Source organism: Burkholderia sp. BCC1998 (assembly GCF_905339875.1).
Lineage (GTDB): Bacteria > Pseudomonadota > Gammaproteobacteria > Burkholderiales > Burkholderiaceae > Burkholderia.
In genome coordinates this window covers 251524-267105 of sequence record NZ_CAJPHE010000001.1, presented here as the reverse complement: position 1 = coordinate 267105, position 15582 = coordinate 251524, and the positions used below count along the sequence as shown (strand labels likewise).

Sequence of the window (15582 nt, the reverse complement as noted above, 5' to 3'; positions counted from 1 at the left end):
TCATTTTTCAATATTTTTACGCACACACACGAAATGAACGACGATGCGCCGGCAGTTGAATCGCCACCCCTGCCCCGATTTTTTGCCCCGGATTTATAGATGAACGATTGTATCGTTTTACGAGATAACGATACAACCTCGGCGCTCCGAAATGCGGTATAGCTGATTTGCGTTATCGGACACTGTCGGCACCATTCCCGGATGGCCGCCGGCTAAAGCTTCGCGAGCCAGCGCTGCAGTGACATGTACAGCTTCTTGCGCGCCGAAATCCGATATTCCGAGTAAGTCGTCAGCGCCCACATCTTGACTTTCCCGGACTGCTGCTTGAGCCGATTTCGCTTCAGCTTGCCCTGCCCGGTCGACTGCCGCTGCGCGTGCAGTAATGCAATTGCGTATTGGGCATCGATTACGGTCCGGGATACCGGATGGACATAGCGCGGATAGCGCAGCAGCGTCCCGGCAATCAGCTCGTCGAGCGTTAGCCGGCGATTGCGGCGCGACCAGACCGGATGGGTGTACGTCCCGTCGCCAGCGCCCGGCATGCGGTCGGTGCCTGCCGATACGTTTGCGAACACGTCGTGCGTCAGCCCCCAGCCGGCATAAAACGGCGCGCCGTAGCAGACGACCCGCTTGCCACGCAGCAGCGCCTCGAAGCCGGTCAACGACGTCATCGTATGCACTTCGTCGGCCTGCTCGACGCAGGCGATCACGTCGGATTCAGGCGCCACGGCGTCGGCAAGTCGCCGGGCTTCGTGCAGTGGCACCGCACCCGCGCGATTTCCGCTGACGACGTCGGGATGCGGCTTGAAGACGATGAACGCATCGGGATGGGCGGCCCGCACGCTCGACAGCAACCCGAGATTCGTGGAGATCCACGGTGAGCCGGTCCGGATCGATGCATCATCCTCGACCTGCCCCGGCACCAGAATCACTTTCGCGGGGCGCGGCGACGGTAGCGCGACGCCGCCGTTGCCGACGTTGTACTTGCCAATGCGGGCGTCGACGAGCGCCGCCCGCACGGTGCGAGCCTCAGCGAGTTCCGCATCGTCGAAGCCACCGCGCTCGAGGATCGCTTCCAGTCGGGACGGCGTGCGCGGATCGAAGTAGATGCCGAGATCGTCGATCACGAGCGAGAGCGGCGCGATGAGATTCGAGCCGAGACCGACAGAGCGGATGAACCCGTCCTCCATGCGAAGCACCGGCAAGCCCAGCTCCTGCGCGGCGGCAGCAACATCGGGACGCCGGGCACCCCACAGCACGACGCGCCGCGATGCGTCAGGCGGCAGACGCCGCAGCGCCGCCGGCGAATCGACGAAACGCACGCGAGCGCCACCGTGCCGCAGAAACGGTGCGACCACGCTGCGCTTCCATAGGCTCAGCCCGACGCACACGAGTTCGCCTCTCGTCACCTCGTTCAGCCGGCGTTGCTTCGCGAGATGGGCAATCACGTCGAAGATCGTGCCACGGCTGCCGGTTTCGGGATCGATGTAACGGCAATAGCGCAGGTACGCCGCATCGAACAGCTGATGCAGCGTCGCGCTACCGCGGCGATCGGCAACGATCGGTGCGTCCGCGTGACGATCGTCGGTGAGCCCCCAGCCGGCGTACCACGGCAAGCCGAACGTCATGACCGGCTTGCCGCACAGCAGCGCCTCGAAACCCATTTGCGACGAAACGGCATACACCTTGCCCACCCGCTTCAGCAGCGATGGCGGACTGACGTCGGCCGGCAGCAGACGCACGCGCGGATCGCTGAATGACGCGTCGACGAGATAGCCGGCCTTCTTGCCGCACATCACGTCAGGATGGGTCTTGATCCAGACCGGCTTGCCGGGGTTTTCGATGAGCGCGGCGGCAAGCATCGCGCGGAACGACGATTCGTCGGCACCGCCGAGGCGGACAGCGACGTCCCCGCGAGTCTGGTCGATGACCAGGATCGCGTCGTCGCGCCAGTCGTCGGGCGGGACGAAATCGGGCGCGTGGTTGTATTTGGACAAGCCGTGGCGGACGATCAGAGACATCGCGCGGCCGGCTTCGTTCCGCGAGGCATCGGTACGGTCGCCCTCAAGCGCGGCGGCTTCCTTCACGAGCATCTCGAGACGGGACGGACGGCTGGCGTCGTAGTAGATGCCGAGATCGTCGATGACGATCGACAGGGCAGTGTCGCCGAGCACGCCGAGGGAGACGGAGCGGAGGAAGCCGTCTTCGATGCGCAGCACGTCCACGCCGGCACGCAGCGCCCATGCCTGGGCGCGCTGGCCGCTTTCGCGCAGGCCCCAGCCGAGAATGCCTGATACGCCGGATCGCTGCCATGGAAAGCCGCAGGCAACAATACCGTCGAGCCAAGGGGTCCGGCCGCACCATGCCCACAGGCCAACGCTTTGAATCGGAACGATCCAGCGCGGCGGACGGGTCATGATTCCACCCCGCTGCGCGTCCCGGCGTGCCCGATGGAACGTTCGGCACTCGTGAGCGGCATCGCAAACAGCACCTTCAATTGTTGTACCAGGCAACGCGCATACGGCCGGCGGGCGTAGTGATGATCGAACCGGCGGGGATGGTGCCAGGAACGCTTTACCAAGCCATCCGCCCCGAGCGCATACGGACTTGAATCGAGGTACGGAATCCCGTGCGTACAGCAAAATCGCTCGATACGCGCATTGAATTCCCGCGCCAGCTCGGTTCGCTCGCGCTGTGTTGCCGACACCTGCTGACGTACCGCGGCCGTCTCGTCGCGCGGCGCGGCCTGGTCCGCCAGCGTCGGCAACGGCGCGCTGAGTACAGCGACCCGGTGGGCCGCCGCTACTTCGGCGATGAAATCGCAATAGTTGCGAACCGCCTCGTCAAGCAGAACTGGAATCGGACACGCCCGAAATTCCACCAGTTTCCAAAGCGAATAGGCGGTATCGACTTCACCGAGATTGAGCAGCACCCAATCATGTCTCGACGAGTGAAGCCGGTTCGTGAAACGCAGTAATGCGGACGTGATCGAATGACGGTTGTCGATGCCGATCGCAGTCGCGCCCGGGACGTATTCGATGTCGAACTGCGCGTTCGGCAATCGCAATGCGAACCAAGCGTGCTCGAACACACGAACGTGAGAATCCCCAAGAACCAGTACGCGCAGCAGCGGTCGCTCGCATACAAGCGCCGCGCATCGCCGCCACACGCGCAACAGAACAGGGTCGCGCAAGCGTTGCATCTTCGTGCTCACTGCCCCAGCACCTCGGCAATTTGGCGGAGGCGATGCTGCCACGTATGGTGCTTCGCCACAAACTCCGCACCGGCGCGTGCACGCTCGAGATCACTGCTGGACGGGCCACCCCGCAGACGCGCAAATAGCTCGCGCGCCTCGTCCTCGCTGCGTACGACATGGCAGAAGTCCGCGAACATCGCATCGACCGACCGCGCCGGCGTTGTTACGGCAATTCCGCCGCAACCGAGAATCTCGACCAGGCGCCGCGAAAACATGGTCGGCGAGTCCTCGACCGTATTCACGTTCAGGGACACGACGTAGTCGCGGTACATCTGGGCCGTCTGTTCGTGTTGGACTGCATGCTGCACATCGAGGCCTTCAAGCGCTGGAAATCGATAGTGCGACGCCTTGCGGCTCGAATTGCGGTCGACGACGGTCAGGCCCAGACCACTACCGCAGGCCGCGCCGAACAGCACGTCCTGCCACGCGCGCCGACGCGCGTGATTCTCGCTGCTGTAGCTGCCAACGAAATTCGCACGCCGGAATTTGAAATCGAAGCCGGTAAAACCGTGCGTCCTGGGCTGAATCGCGAACATCAACGTGTGAACCGATGCCTGCTCGCCCATCACCGCCTTGTAGCGTGACACGGCATTGGCGTCCACCGTAAACACGTGGTCGAACAGCTTCGCACTATCCACGAAACGATCGAAGTGAACCGAGTCCTCCTTGTTCCAGAACACGGTCGGAATACCACGGTCCCTCGCGGCCTCGACCAGCCGAATCAACGCGTGGTTCGTCCGCTCCGGGCGTTCCGGATAGGCGGCGATCTTGTACTTCCAGCGATCGCGCAGGCCGGACCACGCCGACTCGACGAGCAGGTAGTCGGGACGCGCGAACGCCAGTCGCCAGCGGTAATCGTAAGGGCCGACCGGAATGATTCGACCGTCGAATACCAGACTCGACGATGTCAATCCATCTGCAACCAGCGCGATGGTCGGATACGTTTCAATGCTCAATCTTTATAACCATTAACTATCGGATGCAGGAAACCGAAGCCTCGTCACACCGGCCGTGTGGCAACGGATCACGCCACTTTCTCCAGTACCAGTACCCCGTCGAACAGGCTGCCGGACTCCTCCTCGATTCCGAAATACGCCAGCGCGCGCAGCTTCCCGCCGCGGAATGCAACCGAAAATCCGTCTTCCGGGACCGGGTTACCCTTGAATCGGCGTGCAAGATAGCGAGCGACGTCCGGATGACGACCCTCCTCAGCCCTGCTCGGAAACGGAACCAGAAAGCACGCACCCACCGGGTGAGACTCCGTCGCTTCGCCGAGGCCGGTCGAGCAGAACTTCGCGAACTCCGAATCGGATGGACGCGGCAAGGCGGTCCACGACCGCTGGAGTAGCGATTCGAGCTTCGACGCGAGCGATGCGCGTTGCACCGACTCCCGCACGAAACGCCATTGCGTAAGTTTCATGCGTGGCTTCTGACTTTCGCGCGGTTCGGCTTGCGGAACGACGTCGCGCTCGGCATCCGGATCCTTCTGGACGAGTTGCAGCGCGTCCAGCGTGCTGTCGTACGCGATGAATCGCTGCGGCTTGAAGCCGACGCTGCGCTTGAACAGGTCAATCCCAAGACCGTCGTCCCTGACATACAAATAATTTATCGACTTAACCCACGGGAATTTCTCAATCAGCTCCTTTACTACGTAGAACACGTTGAGATTCATGACACCATTCTTCACATGCTCTTTGTGACAGAGAATGTGATTAATCTGCGCGAATTCCCCGTACATGAAGAGACTGATGTACGAAACGAGACGCCCCTCATGCAAGATGCCGAAGAATCTTTCCGTATGATACTCACATCCAACCGAACTCGGCCTCAACACAAATACCGGCGGATTGGAATAGTAATAATCCGGGATAGGACGTCCCTGCCGCATCGGATCAGAAGTACGAATCTCGTAAATATCCTGATCAAAATCCTTGTGACTCCCGTCGAGAAAATGGTACCCAAGGCGGCTAGCCTTCTGGATCATATTTCTGGACTTGTCGCCAATCGATCTCAGATACTCCTCCACCGTATCGGGAAGAGTCAGGAATGCAGGACTTGCCTTTTGCAGGCTAGCCGGCAAAAGCTCGCCACTCGGCGCTTCCACGAACACCGGTTCCCGCCCATACTTCTCAACGGCATGCCGGGTTGCATATGCGTCCATAGACTCGAACCACTTGTCACAATGAACGACGCACTCTGGCCCACATCGATGTTTTTTGAGCAACAGGTTGGCGCGCAGCGTCGGCTCGCGCGTAATATTAACCGGACGCCCCTCGTGTTGATTCTTTTCCATCAACATGGAACTGACGAGCTTGACATCCTTCGATTCTAAATTCACATCGAAAAGTAACACAGGCTCATCAAAGTTCCAGGTCAGCACTTTGAACGACGTGACCTTGGCATTGACCGCAATCTCCGTCTTGAGTTGGTCACCTTGAATATCGTTCTTGAGGTAGCGAAAATATCCGACCTTCGACTTCAAGTAACCCATCGCCTGCATCCCGGCTTCGTCCAGTTCCTCGCCGTCGACGATCAACAACAGATTTCGGTTGCCGATCAGCTCGCCATTGACGATGGCACTCAACTTGATGCGTGCCGCGCCACTCCCTCGAACACCGACATCCAGCCCCGGGCGTCCTTTCTGCAGAGTCACTCTTTCGGCATACCACACTGTATTCTGCTCGATTTCTTCGTGGCGAAACTTTCTCCCGGCCAGTCGAAATCTGTCCCGAAAATATTTTACAAAGCCCACGCCGTTCTCCCTCTGGTCAGAAACGCGTCGATCGCCTGACCGAGCTTGCGTTGAATACCGCCCCAGGTTTTCGAGCAAATTGTTATAGTATGCATCTACATAATGGAACGGACTTTTCCCCCATCGATGATCCACAGCTCCTACCAATAGCGATGGATCGACCTTCAGGAACTGCTCTTCATTAAGGTCTGCACGCATCCGCGCGTACTGCCTGCGCAGAAATGCATTTGCGCGCTCGATATCGTCGCGAGAATACGCTGGCATAAAGCTCGTGCCATCAGAGCAGGCCTGACTCCAGAAAACTGCGTTGACGACCACTTTTCCGAGATGGCCACGTGCGTCCAACGCGGCAACCAGCTTACGCCAACCGTCTTCCCAAAGGTCGAAAAATTCGTCAGTAAACGGCTTTATTATTGTTCCACGACGCGAATTCGGATCAAATCCGGAAGAAAGCAACTCACCAGAAATCGTACATCGCGCTCCATGTGCGTCCACGAACAGACTGAAACGCTCATCTATCAAATCGATCAACAGAAGATCGTATTCACCAGCCTCCAGCATTTCAGCAAGGCCATGCTCGATATCGGATCGAACCATTCTACGTTGGAATGGCGACGCAATTGCGTCGAAATCGACATCATCGATCATTCCACGTGAAAACACCGTTGCCAATGAACTGCGCGCGTGGTAACCAACCAGCTCGTACCCGGAAGCTTGCAAATATTGATCACCAAACGCATCTCGACTAACGCAACTCCCATGAATCAACAGTTTTGGGTTACTGCGCGCCATCAATCTTTCCTCGTTTACCTTTATTTTTCGCCATTCAATCACGCAGCTGCTTGAGCTAAAAAACGATCCAAACGTTTGCCTCAACCAGCACACACGAAATTTCAATAGCCTTTCATGCCCAAATCGAACGAGACCGGAAACACGGGTCCACCGCAGTCGACATCGATTATCGACACGATCGTTCAATGTTCGAACATGCGCCAACCGCGGATTCTATCCTCAACCCGTGCCCTGCAGACATCTATGCTGACATGCAGCATCCGAAACAAATCGCGCGCTCCGAAATGTATCGAATGCCGCACCCGCGGGCAGAGAGTCCCTTTCAAACGGGTCATCGCTCCCAATGCCCCCGATCAATCGCGAAAACGGGCGATCTCGCGCTCGATCACCAGTTCGTGACCGCTTTGCCGCCGTACGCGGCGCGCCGCTTCGACACTCATCGCCGCAAACCTGTCTGGGTTCTCAGCCAGGGCCAGCATTGCGTCGGCAATCGCATCCGCATCCTCTGCCGGCGCGAGCACGCCGCAGGTTGCGTCGACGAATTCGGGAATCGCCGCGACGCTGTTCGTAACAGGCACAAGGCCTGATGCCATCGCTTCGTCACGCGAAACGCCCTGCGTGTCCATCCGCGACGGACACAGGAAAATTCCGTATTCCTTATGCAGGTCGGAAATCTCGCCTTGCGTCAGAAAGCGCCGCTCGATTCTGACGTTCGGGAATGCGCGAAGCGGCTCGACCGTCTCGTCGAACAGGACACCATCGCCGACCAGATGGAATTGCATCTCGTTGAAGCCCGGCTTGTCCGAGAGCGCGAGAATCGCCCGCACGCTCAGATCATTGCCGTACACCTTCGATGCATACGGCCGTATCGAAAGCACCTTCTTTCGAAGTTCGGCATCTTTCTCGACGTAGTTGAACCGTCCGGTGTCGATCGGATTGTGGATGACGCTGTATGCGTCCTTCGGCAGCACCACACCGAGGTCCTCCATCGCCGTCGTCGCGAGATATTCCGAAACGAAGACAAGATGCAGCGACGTCGGACGTTCGTTCAACACGTCTCGCCAAAATGCGAGACGCTTCTCGCTCTTTGCAGCAGCAGCAGTGCGCTGCTCTGCGTCGTCATAGAGGAACGCCCGGCGCTCGAAGCTCTGAATGTCGGCACCATGCACCCACACGACGATCTTCATGCGGTCCGCGTACTGTTTCAGTACCTGCCACATTGCCTCGTCGAGGAAATGGACGAGCACCGAATGGTATCGGCCCGCCTCCAGCAATCGATTCAGGACCTCGGCACCGCCCGTCATGACGTCGACGTTTTCGAATTCCTGGTACTCCGCCATCTGCTCGGCGCGGAAACGGAATACGTCGCTACGCACACCGTGTGCCCGATAGGCGCGCACCCGGCTGTGGACGAATCCGTTGCGATAGAGATCGTCATACGACGGGTAGTGATTCGTCAACACAAGGTGCTGCCCTTGCGCGAACACATCAGCCGGCAGAAGCGACCGGTGGCCGAGCAGCAACGACTGAATGCGCGCGGAGCCGCCCGCATACACGCGCAGGCCAAGCCGGAGGTACGCAGTGTTCGCGGGGAGTTCGACATCGTGGTTCCGGTTAGCGGCTTTGACCACGTGGCCGATTCGTACCTTTGTACTGTCGAGAAACAGCACGGTGATCTGAAGATTCAGGCCCGGCGTGGTTTCCAGATGAAACCGAAAATGGCCATTGTCGACTGAAAGCGCCGCCGGCTCGAAATCCCGGTCTGCATACCAGTACTCGTGCTTGCCGTCCGGCAATGCTGAATCGACCTGCAGGCAGCCGCTGCGCTCGACCATCGACACACGGCTGTTCGAGGGTGGCTTCGTCAGCATTGATGCAAGGTCGCTGCCACGCAGTTGCGGAAGCGCGGCGCTGTCGACCTTCTCCGCTTCGATCGCTTCCGCTCGCTTCTGGATTTCTGCCAGTGTCAAGCCCTGGTCAGCCAGGGCCGCATCGTCGACGGCCGCACGACCGGCATCATCGAGCGCGACACCGCTGCGGCAGTAGTTGAATTCGTCGACGGCGAAGCTTGCCTCGCTCTCGAACTGCGCCGTGTACGGTTCCCTCATCCATTCGCGTAGCGTGACGCCTGGCAAGGTATCCAGACGCGCGATGCCGGCTCGTGCCGGCACGCTCCGAACGTGCGTGTACGCCACTTCGCCCCGTATCAGCGAAAGGCCCTTGCTGCCCGACCACACAAACTGCGCGACCTTGCCGATCGCAAGTGCATTCGAGTAACGCGTGGCCAGCGCAAGGTCAGTCAGGTAATGCTCACCGTAATGATCGTCCGCCACCATGACCGACACCCATGCGGCCGACGACGCGAGCGTCGGGAGCGTCACGGTGTCCGATTCGAGCGCAGACAGCACGCGTACGGCATCCCCATCAGGAATGCCCGTCGGGCTGAACTGCTCGGGTACGATGAGCACCAACGTCTTCGCTTCGTAGCGTTGTCGCGCGAACGATCGCAGAATGCGATCCGCCTGCAGCTGATCCTTCGCATAGCCGATCACGACGATCTGCGGCAGCAACGACGGCAGTTTTTCCTCGCTGACCTTCGAGATCACGTAAGCGAGCCGGTCCTGATAGGTATGCTCGCGCATGACCTTGCGCAACGCTGCGAGACGAAGCTTGCGCGTGCCGACGTCATCGCCGCCCAATGCGTCGAGTCGTCGCCGGATTTCCGCCCCACTGTCGCTCGTCACGACCAGGTCGCCGAACATCAGACGCACGCCCCGCGAGAAATTGCTGACCGTGATCGTGTTCGATGCCAGCAACTCGAAGACACGACGTGCGAACATCGATTGCGACTGCTTGATCGAGTTCAGATTGATCGCGTACTTGTAGCCCTTGTATGCCTTGTCGATTTCCGAGTATGGAAGATTGCCGACGATGAACGGCTGATACTCCTCCGGGAACTGGTAACTCGCATCGTTTTTCCCGTAGTTTCGGTCATAAATCTCCAGCGGTCGGTACTCGGGCAGATTCACGATGAAGTTCCCGAGATCCCGCGTCCGCTCCGGATACCGAACGTAGTAGGCGCCTGCGAAGCAGAACGCGTCTTTCCGCTCGTACTTCTCGATCGGGTTGTTGACGATCGGCTGCGCAGCGAACGGCAGCAGATAGACGCGTTCGTGCCCCAATGCGGACTTGTATCGATGAATGCAGTCGATATCCGTCGTGAAGACAAAATCGAACAGCTTCGCAGTGGAAAGGAAGGTCTCGAAGTGGACAGGGTCTTCCTTGTTCCAGAAGATCGTCGGGATCTTGTGATCGCGACACCACTGGACGATGCCGACGACCTCCTGACTCATGTGGCCGACCTTGTTGCCCCAGAGATCGTCCTTGCCTCGCCATGCCGATTCGATGAACAGCATGTCCGGGTTGAACGCACTCAGCTCGGTCTGCCAATGTGTCGGTGTCAGTTGCAGCAGATTGCATTCAGGATCGTACGAACCGAACGTAAATTCGTCCATGATCGCCGCCACCTTGAGCTGCTTCATGCGATGCGCAAGCTGTTGTCCGTTGTCGTCGTGCAACCCCTGCAATCGTGCGCGCGCGGCCTCCGCCACATGCTCGACGATTTCGATTCGCCGCGGGCCGGAAAGACCTGGCACGGCGGGGTTCGTTTGCACCGTCTTGTGTCCATTCAGGATTTTCTCGTTGCGCCGCTGCTTGGACAACTTGTGAATCGCCCACAGCTTGCCTGGCAGCGCGAAAAATCCACCCCATGACTTGGTACCGAATATCAGCGCATGTCCCAGCTGAAACGACAACGTGTTCTTGGTGCGCAACACCTGCTGATTTGCCGCGATCACCTGCTGGCGAAGGCGCTCAATATGTGCGTTCGCTTCCGTCAACGCGACCTTGTGGCGAACGGCATCCAGCTTGAAACGCTCGAGATTGGCGACGCTCGCCTTGCTTTCCGATCGCAGAACCGAAAGCGTCGACCGGAGTTCTTGCCGCCCAGCCTCGAGGTTGCCGCGCTCCGCTTGCAGCGCGTCGATTGTTTGCCGAAGCGATTCAAGTCCGTCAGCATGCAGTTGTTCCTTCTGCTTCGACAGTTCGCGTGCCGCTTCGATTTCGGTGGTCAACTGCCCGATCGTCTCGTTGCGCCTGGCGAGTTCGCTCTCGAGCGCGTCGATGACGCGAGATAAACGCGCAACCTGATCGGTGTGCTCGCGCGCCGCCGATGCGAGTGTGTCGATCGTGATTTCGGCGTCGGCGCGATATTCCTCGAATTCCGTTGTTTCGCGCTCACGCAATGCACTCAATGCGTCGTTTGTTGAAGCAAGCTCGGCAATCCTGCGGTTCTGCCAGACGTCGTCCTCCAATCGTTGCGCGAGTTGCTCCTCGAGGTCCGCACTATTGCGACGTGCAGCCTCTTCGACGTCGCGCAGCCTTTGCATCTCCATGCCCAGTTGCGCGATCGTCTCATCCCGGTTCGATCGCTCGGCTCGCAAGGCGACACATTGCTCGGCATACTCGTCGCACTCCTGTCTCAACGCTGCCAGTTCTCTGATGCGCTGGTCCTCGAAATTCACCAGGGATGTATTCAGCGCATCGATTTCCGCATTAAGCCGAACGATTTCGCTCGACTGGCTCACGCTCAGTTCTCGCAGCGTAATGATTTCTGCCGTCAGATTCGCACGCTCGCGCCCGGCCTCCACTTCAGCCGCATGATGCGCAATCCGCTGCTCATTCAGATCAGCCGACAGTTTCTCGGAACGAGACACGAGATTGGCTTGTCTCGCATTCAGCGACGTCAGCTGTTTCTGCAAGCGTTCGCGATCGGCCTGAACCCGGCCCAGCTCTGCGGCAAACGTCGCTGCGCGCATTTCAAGGACGCGGCTATCACTGACTGCACCATGGAATTTCGCTTGCGCGTCTTCCAGTTGACACCGGACGGTTGCCGTTTCTTCGCGCAGTCTTGCCAGTTCCGCCGACGTGCGTGACTGCAGATCGGCCCCCCATTGCTTCCAGTCGTCGAGACGCTCCTTGTTGCTCGCCTCCGCTTGCGCCGACAGCGCCTGCCTGACCGCCAATTCGTGCTTGGTCTCCGTCAGGCGTCGTTCATATTCGGACGCCGCATCCCGCGCTTCGGTCAGCTCGTGGCGGGCACCGTCGAGCGTCGCCAGATTCTTTTCCATCTGCGACTTGAGTCCGGCAACCCGCTCCGCCGCACTTCGGTGATCGGCACTTACCGCGTCAAAGCGTTGCTTGAGCGCTGTCAGATCCGCTTCGAGCGCAAGCTTGTCGGCAGTCAGATCGCTGACCCGCGACTTGTATAGCGCGACCTGTTCGGTCGCCGAGCGGTATTTCTTGTTCGCGTCGCCGAGCCGCTGCTGGGCCTCGTGCAATTGAAACCCGGTATGGTAAATACCTTGCGCGACTGCGTGACTCAATCGGGAATGAAGCTGCTCGGGCGTTGTCTGGTCGTTCGGTACGAACAGGTGCGTCGGCGTCGCGTTGAATGTTTCCCAATAGCCGTAGCCGAGCCCAGCGAGATGGGCGGCGACGTCGAAGAACTGATGTTCGTCGAGACACTCGACGTAGATCAGCGGACGATGCTTTTCCAGCAGCTTCGACGCACCACGCAGCACGTCCAGCTCCATTCCCTCGACGTCGATCTTGATCAGCTTGACGGGCGCATCGAACGCAAGCGAGTCGAGAGCGACGATGTCGATGTCGCCCTCTCCCACTTTCACGGACTGCGCGCCAATATTGTCGAGGTGAATTTCGGCGAACCGGCCTTTTCCGTTCGCCGCACCGACCGCACATTGCCGTACGGTCACTCGGTCGCCGGCCCCGTTCTCGTCGATGCTCCGGCGCAGCGCGTCACAAAGCTCCGCATTCGGTTCGAATGCGATGACTTCGCTGCCGGACACCATGGCCATGTATAGCGCATGATTGCCGATATTCGCGCCGACATCGAGAACCAGTTGCCCAGGCTGCACCCGCGAAGCCATGTCCTCGAGCATCGAGAGTTCGTAGGGGCGGCCCTCGCTGATGATTCTGCCCTGGATATAGTCGGTCGTCGCGTGAGGAAGCAGTATCCTGTAATACGTGTCTCCGACATGCAGTTCGCAGTAGCTGTCGTCTGATTCGACATTCACGCTCATACCGACTTCCTTACCTCGTTATCGTTCGAATTCGCCCGTCCGCCATGCCCAGCAGACGGGCGCTGAAGCCGTCTCAGGCCCAAATACCCTTTGCATCGACGAGTCGCTGGTCCGCACGCAGCTCAGGCTTGATTTCCTTGAAGTGCGCGTGGTCTACGAGCATGACGAGTACGTCCGCCTGCTTCACCTCATCATCCCGTTCCCCCAGCTGTGCGCCACACGCACCCAACTCCTCCGGAATCGCTTCGATGTGCGGTTCGACGGCCACAACCTGCCCCGGATATGCTGCGGCGAGCTTGCGTGCAATGTCGAGAGACGGGCTTTCGCGCAGATCGTCGATATTGGGTTTGAACGCGAGCCCGAAGCACGCGATCCTGATATTCCTCAACGATTTGCCGCCCTCGCAGAGTGACTCGATCTGCTCGCGGACCTTGTTGATCACCCATTGAGGTTTCGAATCGTTCACCTCACGCGCCTGTCGAATCAACCGCGCCTGGGCCGGCGTCTTGTTGACGATGAACCACGGATCGACCGCAATGCAGTGTCCGCCGACGCCCGGGCCAGGTTGCAGGATGTTGACCCGCGGATGATGATTCGCGATGCCGATCAATTCCCAGACATTGATCCCGAGCTTGTCGCAGATCAGCGAGAGCTCATTCGCAAACGCGATGTTGACGTCGCGGAACGCGTTTTCCGTCAGCTTCGACATCTCGGCCGTACGAGCATCGGTGATCAGCAGTTGGCCTTCGACGAACGTACGGTAGACCACTTGCGCGCGTTCAGCGGACGCACGGTTCACGCCGCCGATCACACGATCGTTCTCGATCAGCTCGCGGATAACCTGCCCGGGCAGCACACGCTCCGGGCAGTAGGCAACCCATACGTCGCATTCGTCCTGGTCCTTGCTCGGGAACGCAAGGTCCGGACGCGCTTTCGCCAGCCATTCGACCATTTTCTCGGTCGTGCCGACCGGCGACGTCGATTCGAGAATCACGACGTCGCCTTTCTTCAGAACCGGCGCGATCGATTCGCTCGCAGCCTTCACGTACGACAGATCGGGTTCGAAATCACCGTGGAAAGGCGTGGGCACGGCGATCATGAACGCATCTGCAGCCTCCGGACGTGTCGTTGCCCGCAGCCATCCTTCCTTGACGGCGGCGTGGACAACGATATCGAGCTCCGGTTCGACGATGTGAATGTCGCCCCGGTTGATCGTGTCGACTGCATGCTGGTTGATATCAACACCGATTACCTTGATCTTGCGCGAAGCGAGGACCGCGGCGGTCGGCAAACCGATGTAACCCAACCCGATGACGGAGATAGACTGGATGGAATGTTTCACGGAACGTCCTTGATAATGTGATGGCTGGCGACAAGTCATCGACTTGCCGCTCATGACGGGTCTGCAGACAAGCGGCACGCTTGTCCCGCATGCGGAATTACCCGGCGAGTGCCCGCGCGGTGTCGGATGCGGCGGCGATGCGCTGCGCGTCGCTGCGATTGCCACCGCCGGCGAGTTGGTCGACGATGCGCTCACACGCGCGCCCATCCCCGTAAGGGTTGTGCGCGCGCGCCATTTCCTCGTAGCGCATCGGGTCGTCGAGCAATTCGCGACAGGCCGCGACAATTCGACTGCTATCCGAGCCAACCAGACGAACCGTTCCGGCTGCGACCGCTTCAGGCCGCTCCGTCGTATCACGCATCACAAGCACAGGCTTGCCGAGCGACGGCGCTTCCTCCTGAATCCCGCCCGAATCGGTGAGGATCAGCGTGGCACGAGACATCAGATAGACGAACGGCAAATAGTCCTGCGGATCCAGCAGGTGAACGTTCGAGATGCCGGAGAGAATCTCTTCAGCCGGCTGCTTGACCTGCGGATTCAGATGAACCGGATAAACGAAATCGACGTCCGCATAGTGCGCGGCCAGTTGACGGATCGCCTGACAGATATTCCGAATTCCGTCCCCGAAGTTCTCCCTCCGATGTGCGGTAACGAGCACCATGCGGCGCCCATCTGCAAGCGCCGGAAACGCGTCGCGCATCTGGCGCCGGAGTACCTGATCGTGCTCGAGCCTGCGCGTCACTCGCAGCAGCGCGTCGATAACGGTATTGCCGGTCACGATGATGTCCTCGTCGCGAACACGTTCGGCGATGAGGTTCTCGCGCGACGCCTCGGTCGGTGCGAAATGAATGTCGGCGAGTTGACCTGTCAGCTTGCGATTGCCTTCTTCGGGCCATGGCGAGTACATGTCGCCGCTACGCAGTCCGGCTTCGACGTGACCCACCTTGATCTTCAGATAGAAGGCCGCCAACGCGCTCGCGAACGTGGTCGTCGTATCGCCGTGCACGAGCATGTAGTCCGGCCGATAGGATGCGAGAACGGGTGTGATCTCGTTCACGATGTCGCACGTAATCGACTGGAGCGTTTGCCCCGCCTTCATCAGGTTCAGGTCGTAATCCGGCTTTATCTCGAAAAGTTCGAGAACCTGATCCAGCATCTGCCGGTGTTGTGCGGTGACGCATACACGACACTCCACACCCGGCTTCCCCCTAAGCGCGTGTACCAGCGGCGCCATCTTGATCGCCTCCGGCCGCGTGCCAAACACGGTCAGAATTTTCAT

At 59.5% G+C, this 15582-nt stretch carries 7 protein-coding genes; all 7 read right to left on the bottom strand.

The annotated features are described in order from the left end of the window. Positions 1 to 212 precede the first annotated feature (212 nt). On the bottom strand, positions 213 to 2417 hold the full coding sequence (locus U5A56_RS01160; protein WP_321920737.1) for a capsular polysaccharide biosynthesis protein: 2205 nt from the start codon (positions 2415 to 2417) through the stop codon (positions 213 to 215). After that, positions 2414 to 3214 carry an SGNH/GDSL hydrolase family protein gene (locus U5A56_RS01155; RefSeq protein WP_321920736.1) on the bottom strand — a complete coding sequence of 267 codons (801 nt, stop codon included), beginning with the start codon at positions 3212 to 3214 and terminating at the stop codon, positions 2414 to 2416. The genes U5A56_RS01160 and U5A56_RS01155 overlap by 4 nt, the downstream gene beginning before the upstream one ends. Continuing rightward, positions 3211 to 4212, bottom strand: a complete 1002-nt coding sequence (locus U5A56_RS01150) for a glycosyltransferase family protein (protein ID WP_321920735.1) — start codon at positions 4210 to 4212, stop codon at positions 3211 to 3213. The genes U5A56_RS01155 and U5A56_RS01150 overlap by 4 nt, the downstream gene beginning before the upstream one ends. 68 nt (positions 4213 to 4280) lie before the next feature. Continuing rightward, the gene (locus U5A56_RS01145; RefSeq protein ID WP_321920734.1) at positions 4281 to 6800 is read right to left on the bottom strand and encodes a DUF6270 domain-containing protein; all 2520 of its coding nucleotides are present in this window, start codon (positions 6798 to 6800) and stop codon (positions 4281 to 4283) included. 353 nt (positions 6801 to 7153) lie between these two features. Next, positions 7154 to 12961 carry an FkbM family methyltransferase gene (locus tag U5A56_RS01140; protein WP_321920733.1) on the bottom strand — a complete coding sequence of 1936 codons (5808 nt, stop codon included), beginning with the start codon at positions 12959 to 12961 and terminating at the stop codon, positions 7154 to 7156. A gap of 73 nt (positions 12962 to 13034) precedes the next feature. Next, positions 13035 to 14342 (bottom strand): UDP-N-acetyl-D-mannosamine dehydrogenase, encoded by a 1308-nt coding sequence (gene wecC, locus U5A56_RS01135; RefSeq protein ID WP_321920908.1) that lies wholly within the window; start codon positions 14340 to 14342, stop codon positions 13035 to 13037. Between the two features lie 58 nt (positions 14343 to 14400). Next, complete coding sequence (gene wecB, locus U5A56_RS01130) at positions 14401 to 15582, bottom strand: non-hydrolyzing UDP-N-acetylglucosamine 2-epimerase (RefSeq protein WP_321920732.1); 1182 nt, start codon at positions 15580 to 15582, stop codon at positions 14401 to 14403.

Coding starts and splice junctions, on each gene's coding strand:
- U5A56_RS01160 (WP_321920737.1), bottom strand. CDS start 2,417: ATGACCCGTCCGCCGCGCTGGATCGTTCCGATTCAAAGCGTTGGCCTG.
- U5A56_RS01145 (WP_321920734.1), bottom strand. CDS start 6,800: ATGGCGCGCAGTAACCCAAAACTGTTGATTCATGGGAGTTGCGTTAGT.
- U5A56_RS01140 (WP_321920733.1), bottom strand. CDS start 12,961: ATGAGCGTGAATGTCGAATCAGACGACAGCTACTGCGAACTGCATGTC.
- wecC (WP_321920908.1), bottom strand. CDS start 14,342: ATGACTTGTCGCCAGCCATCACATTATCAAGGACGTTCCGTGAAACAT.
- wecB (WP_321920732.1), bottom strand. CDS start 15,582: ATGAAAATTCTGACCGTGTTTGGCACGCGGCCGGAGGCGATCAAGATG.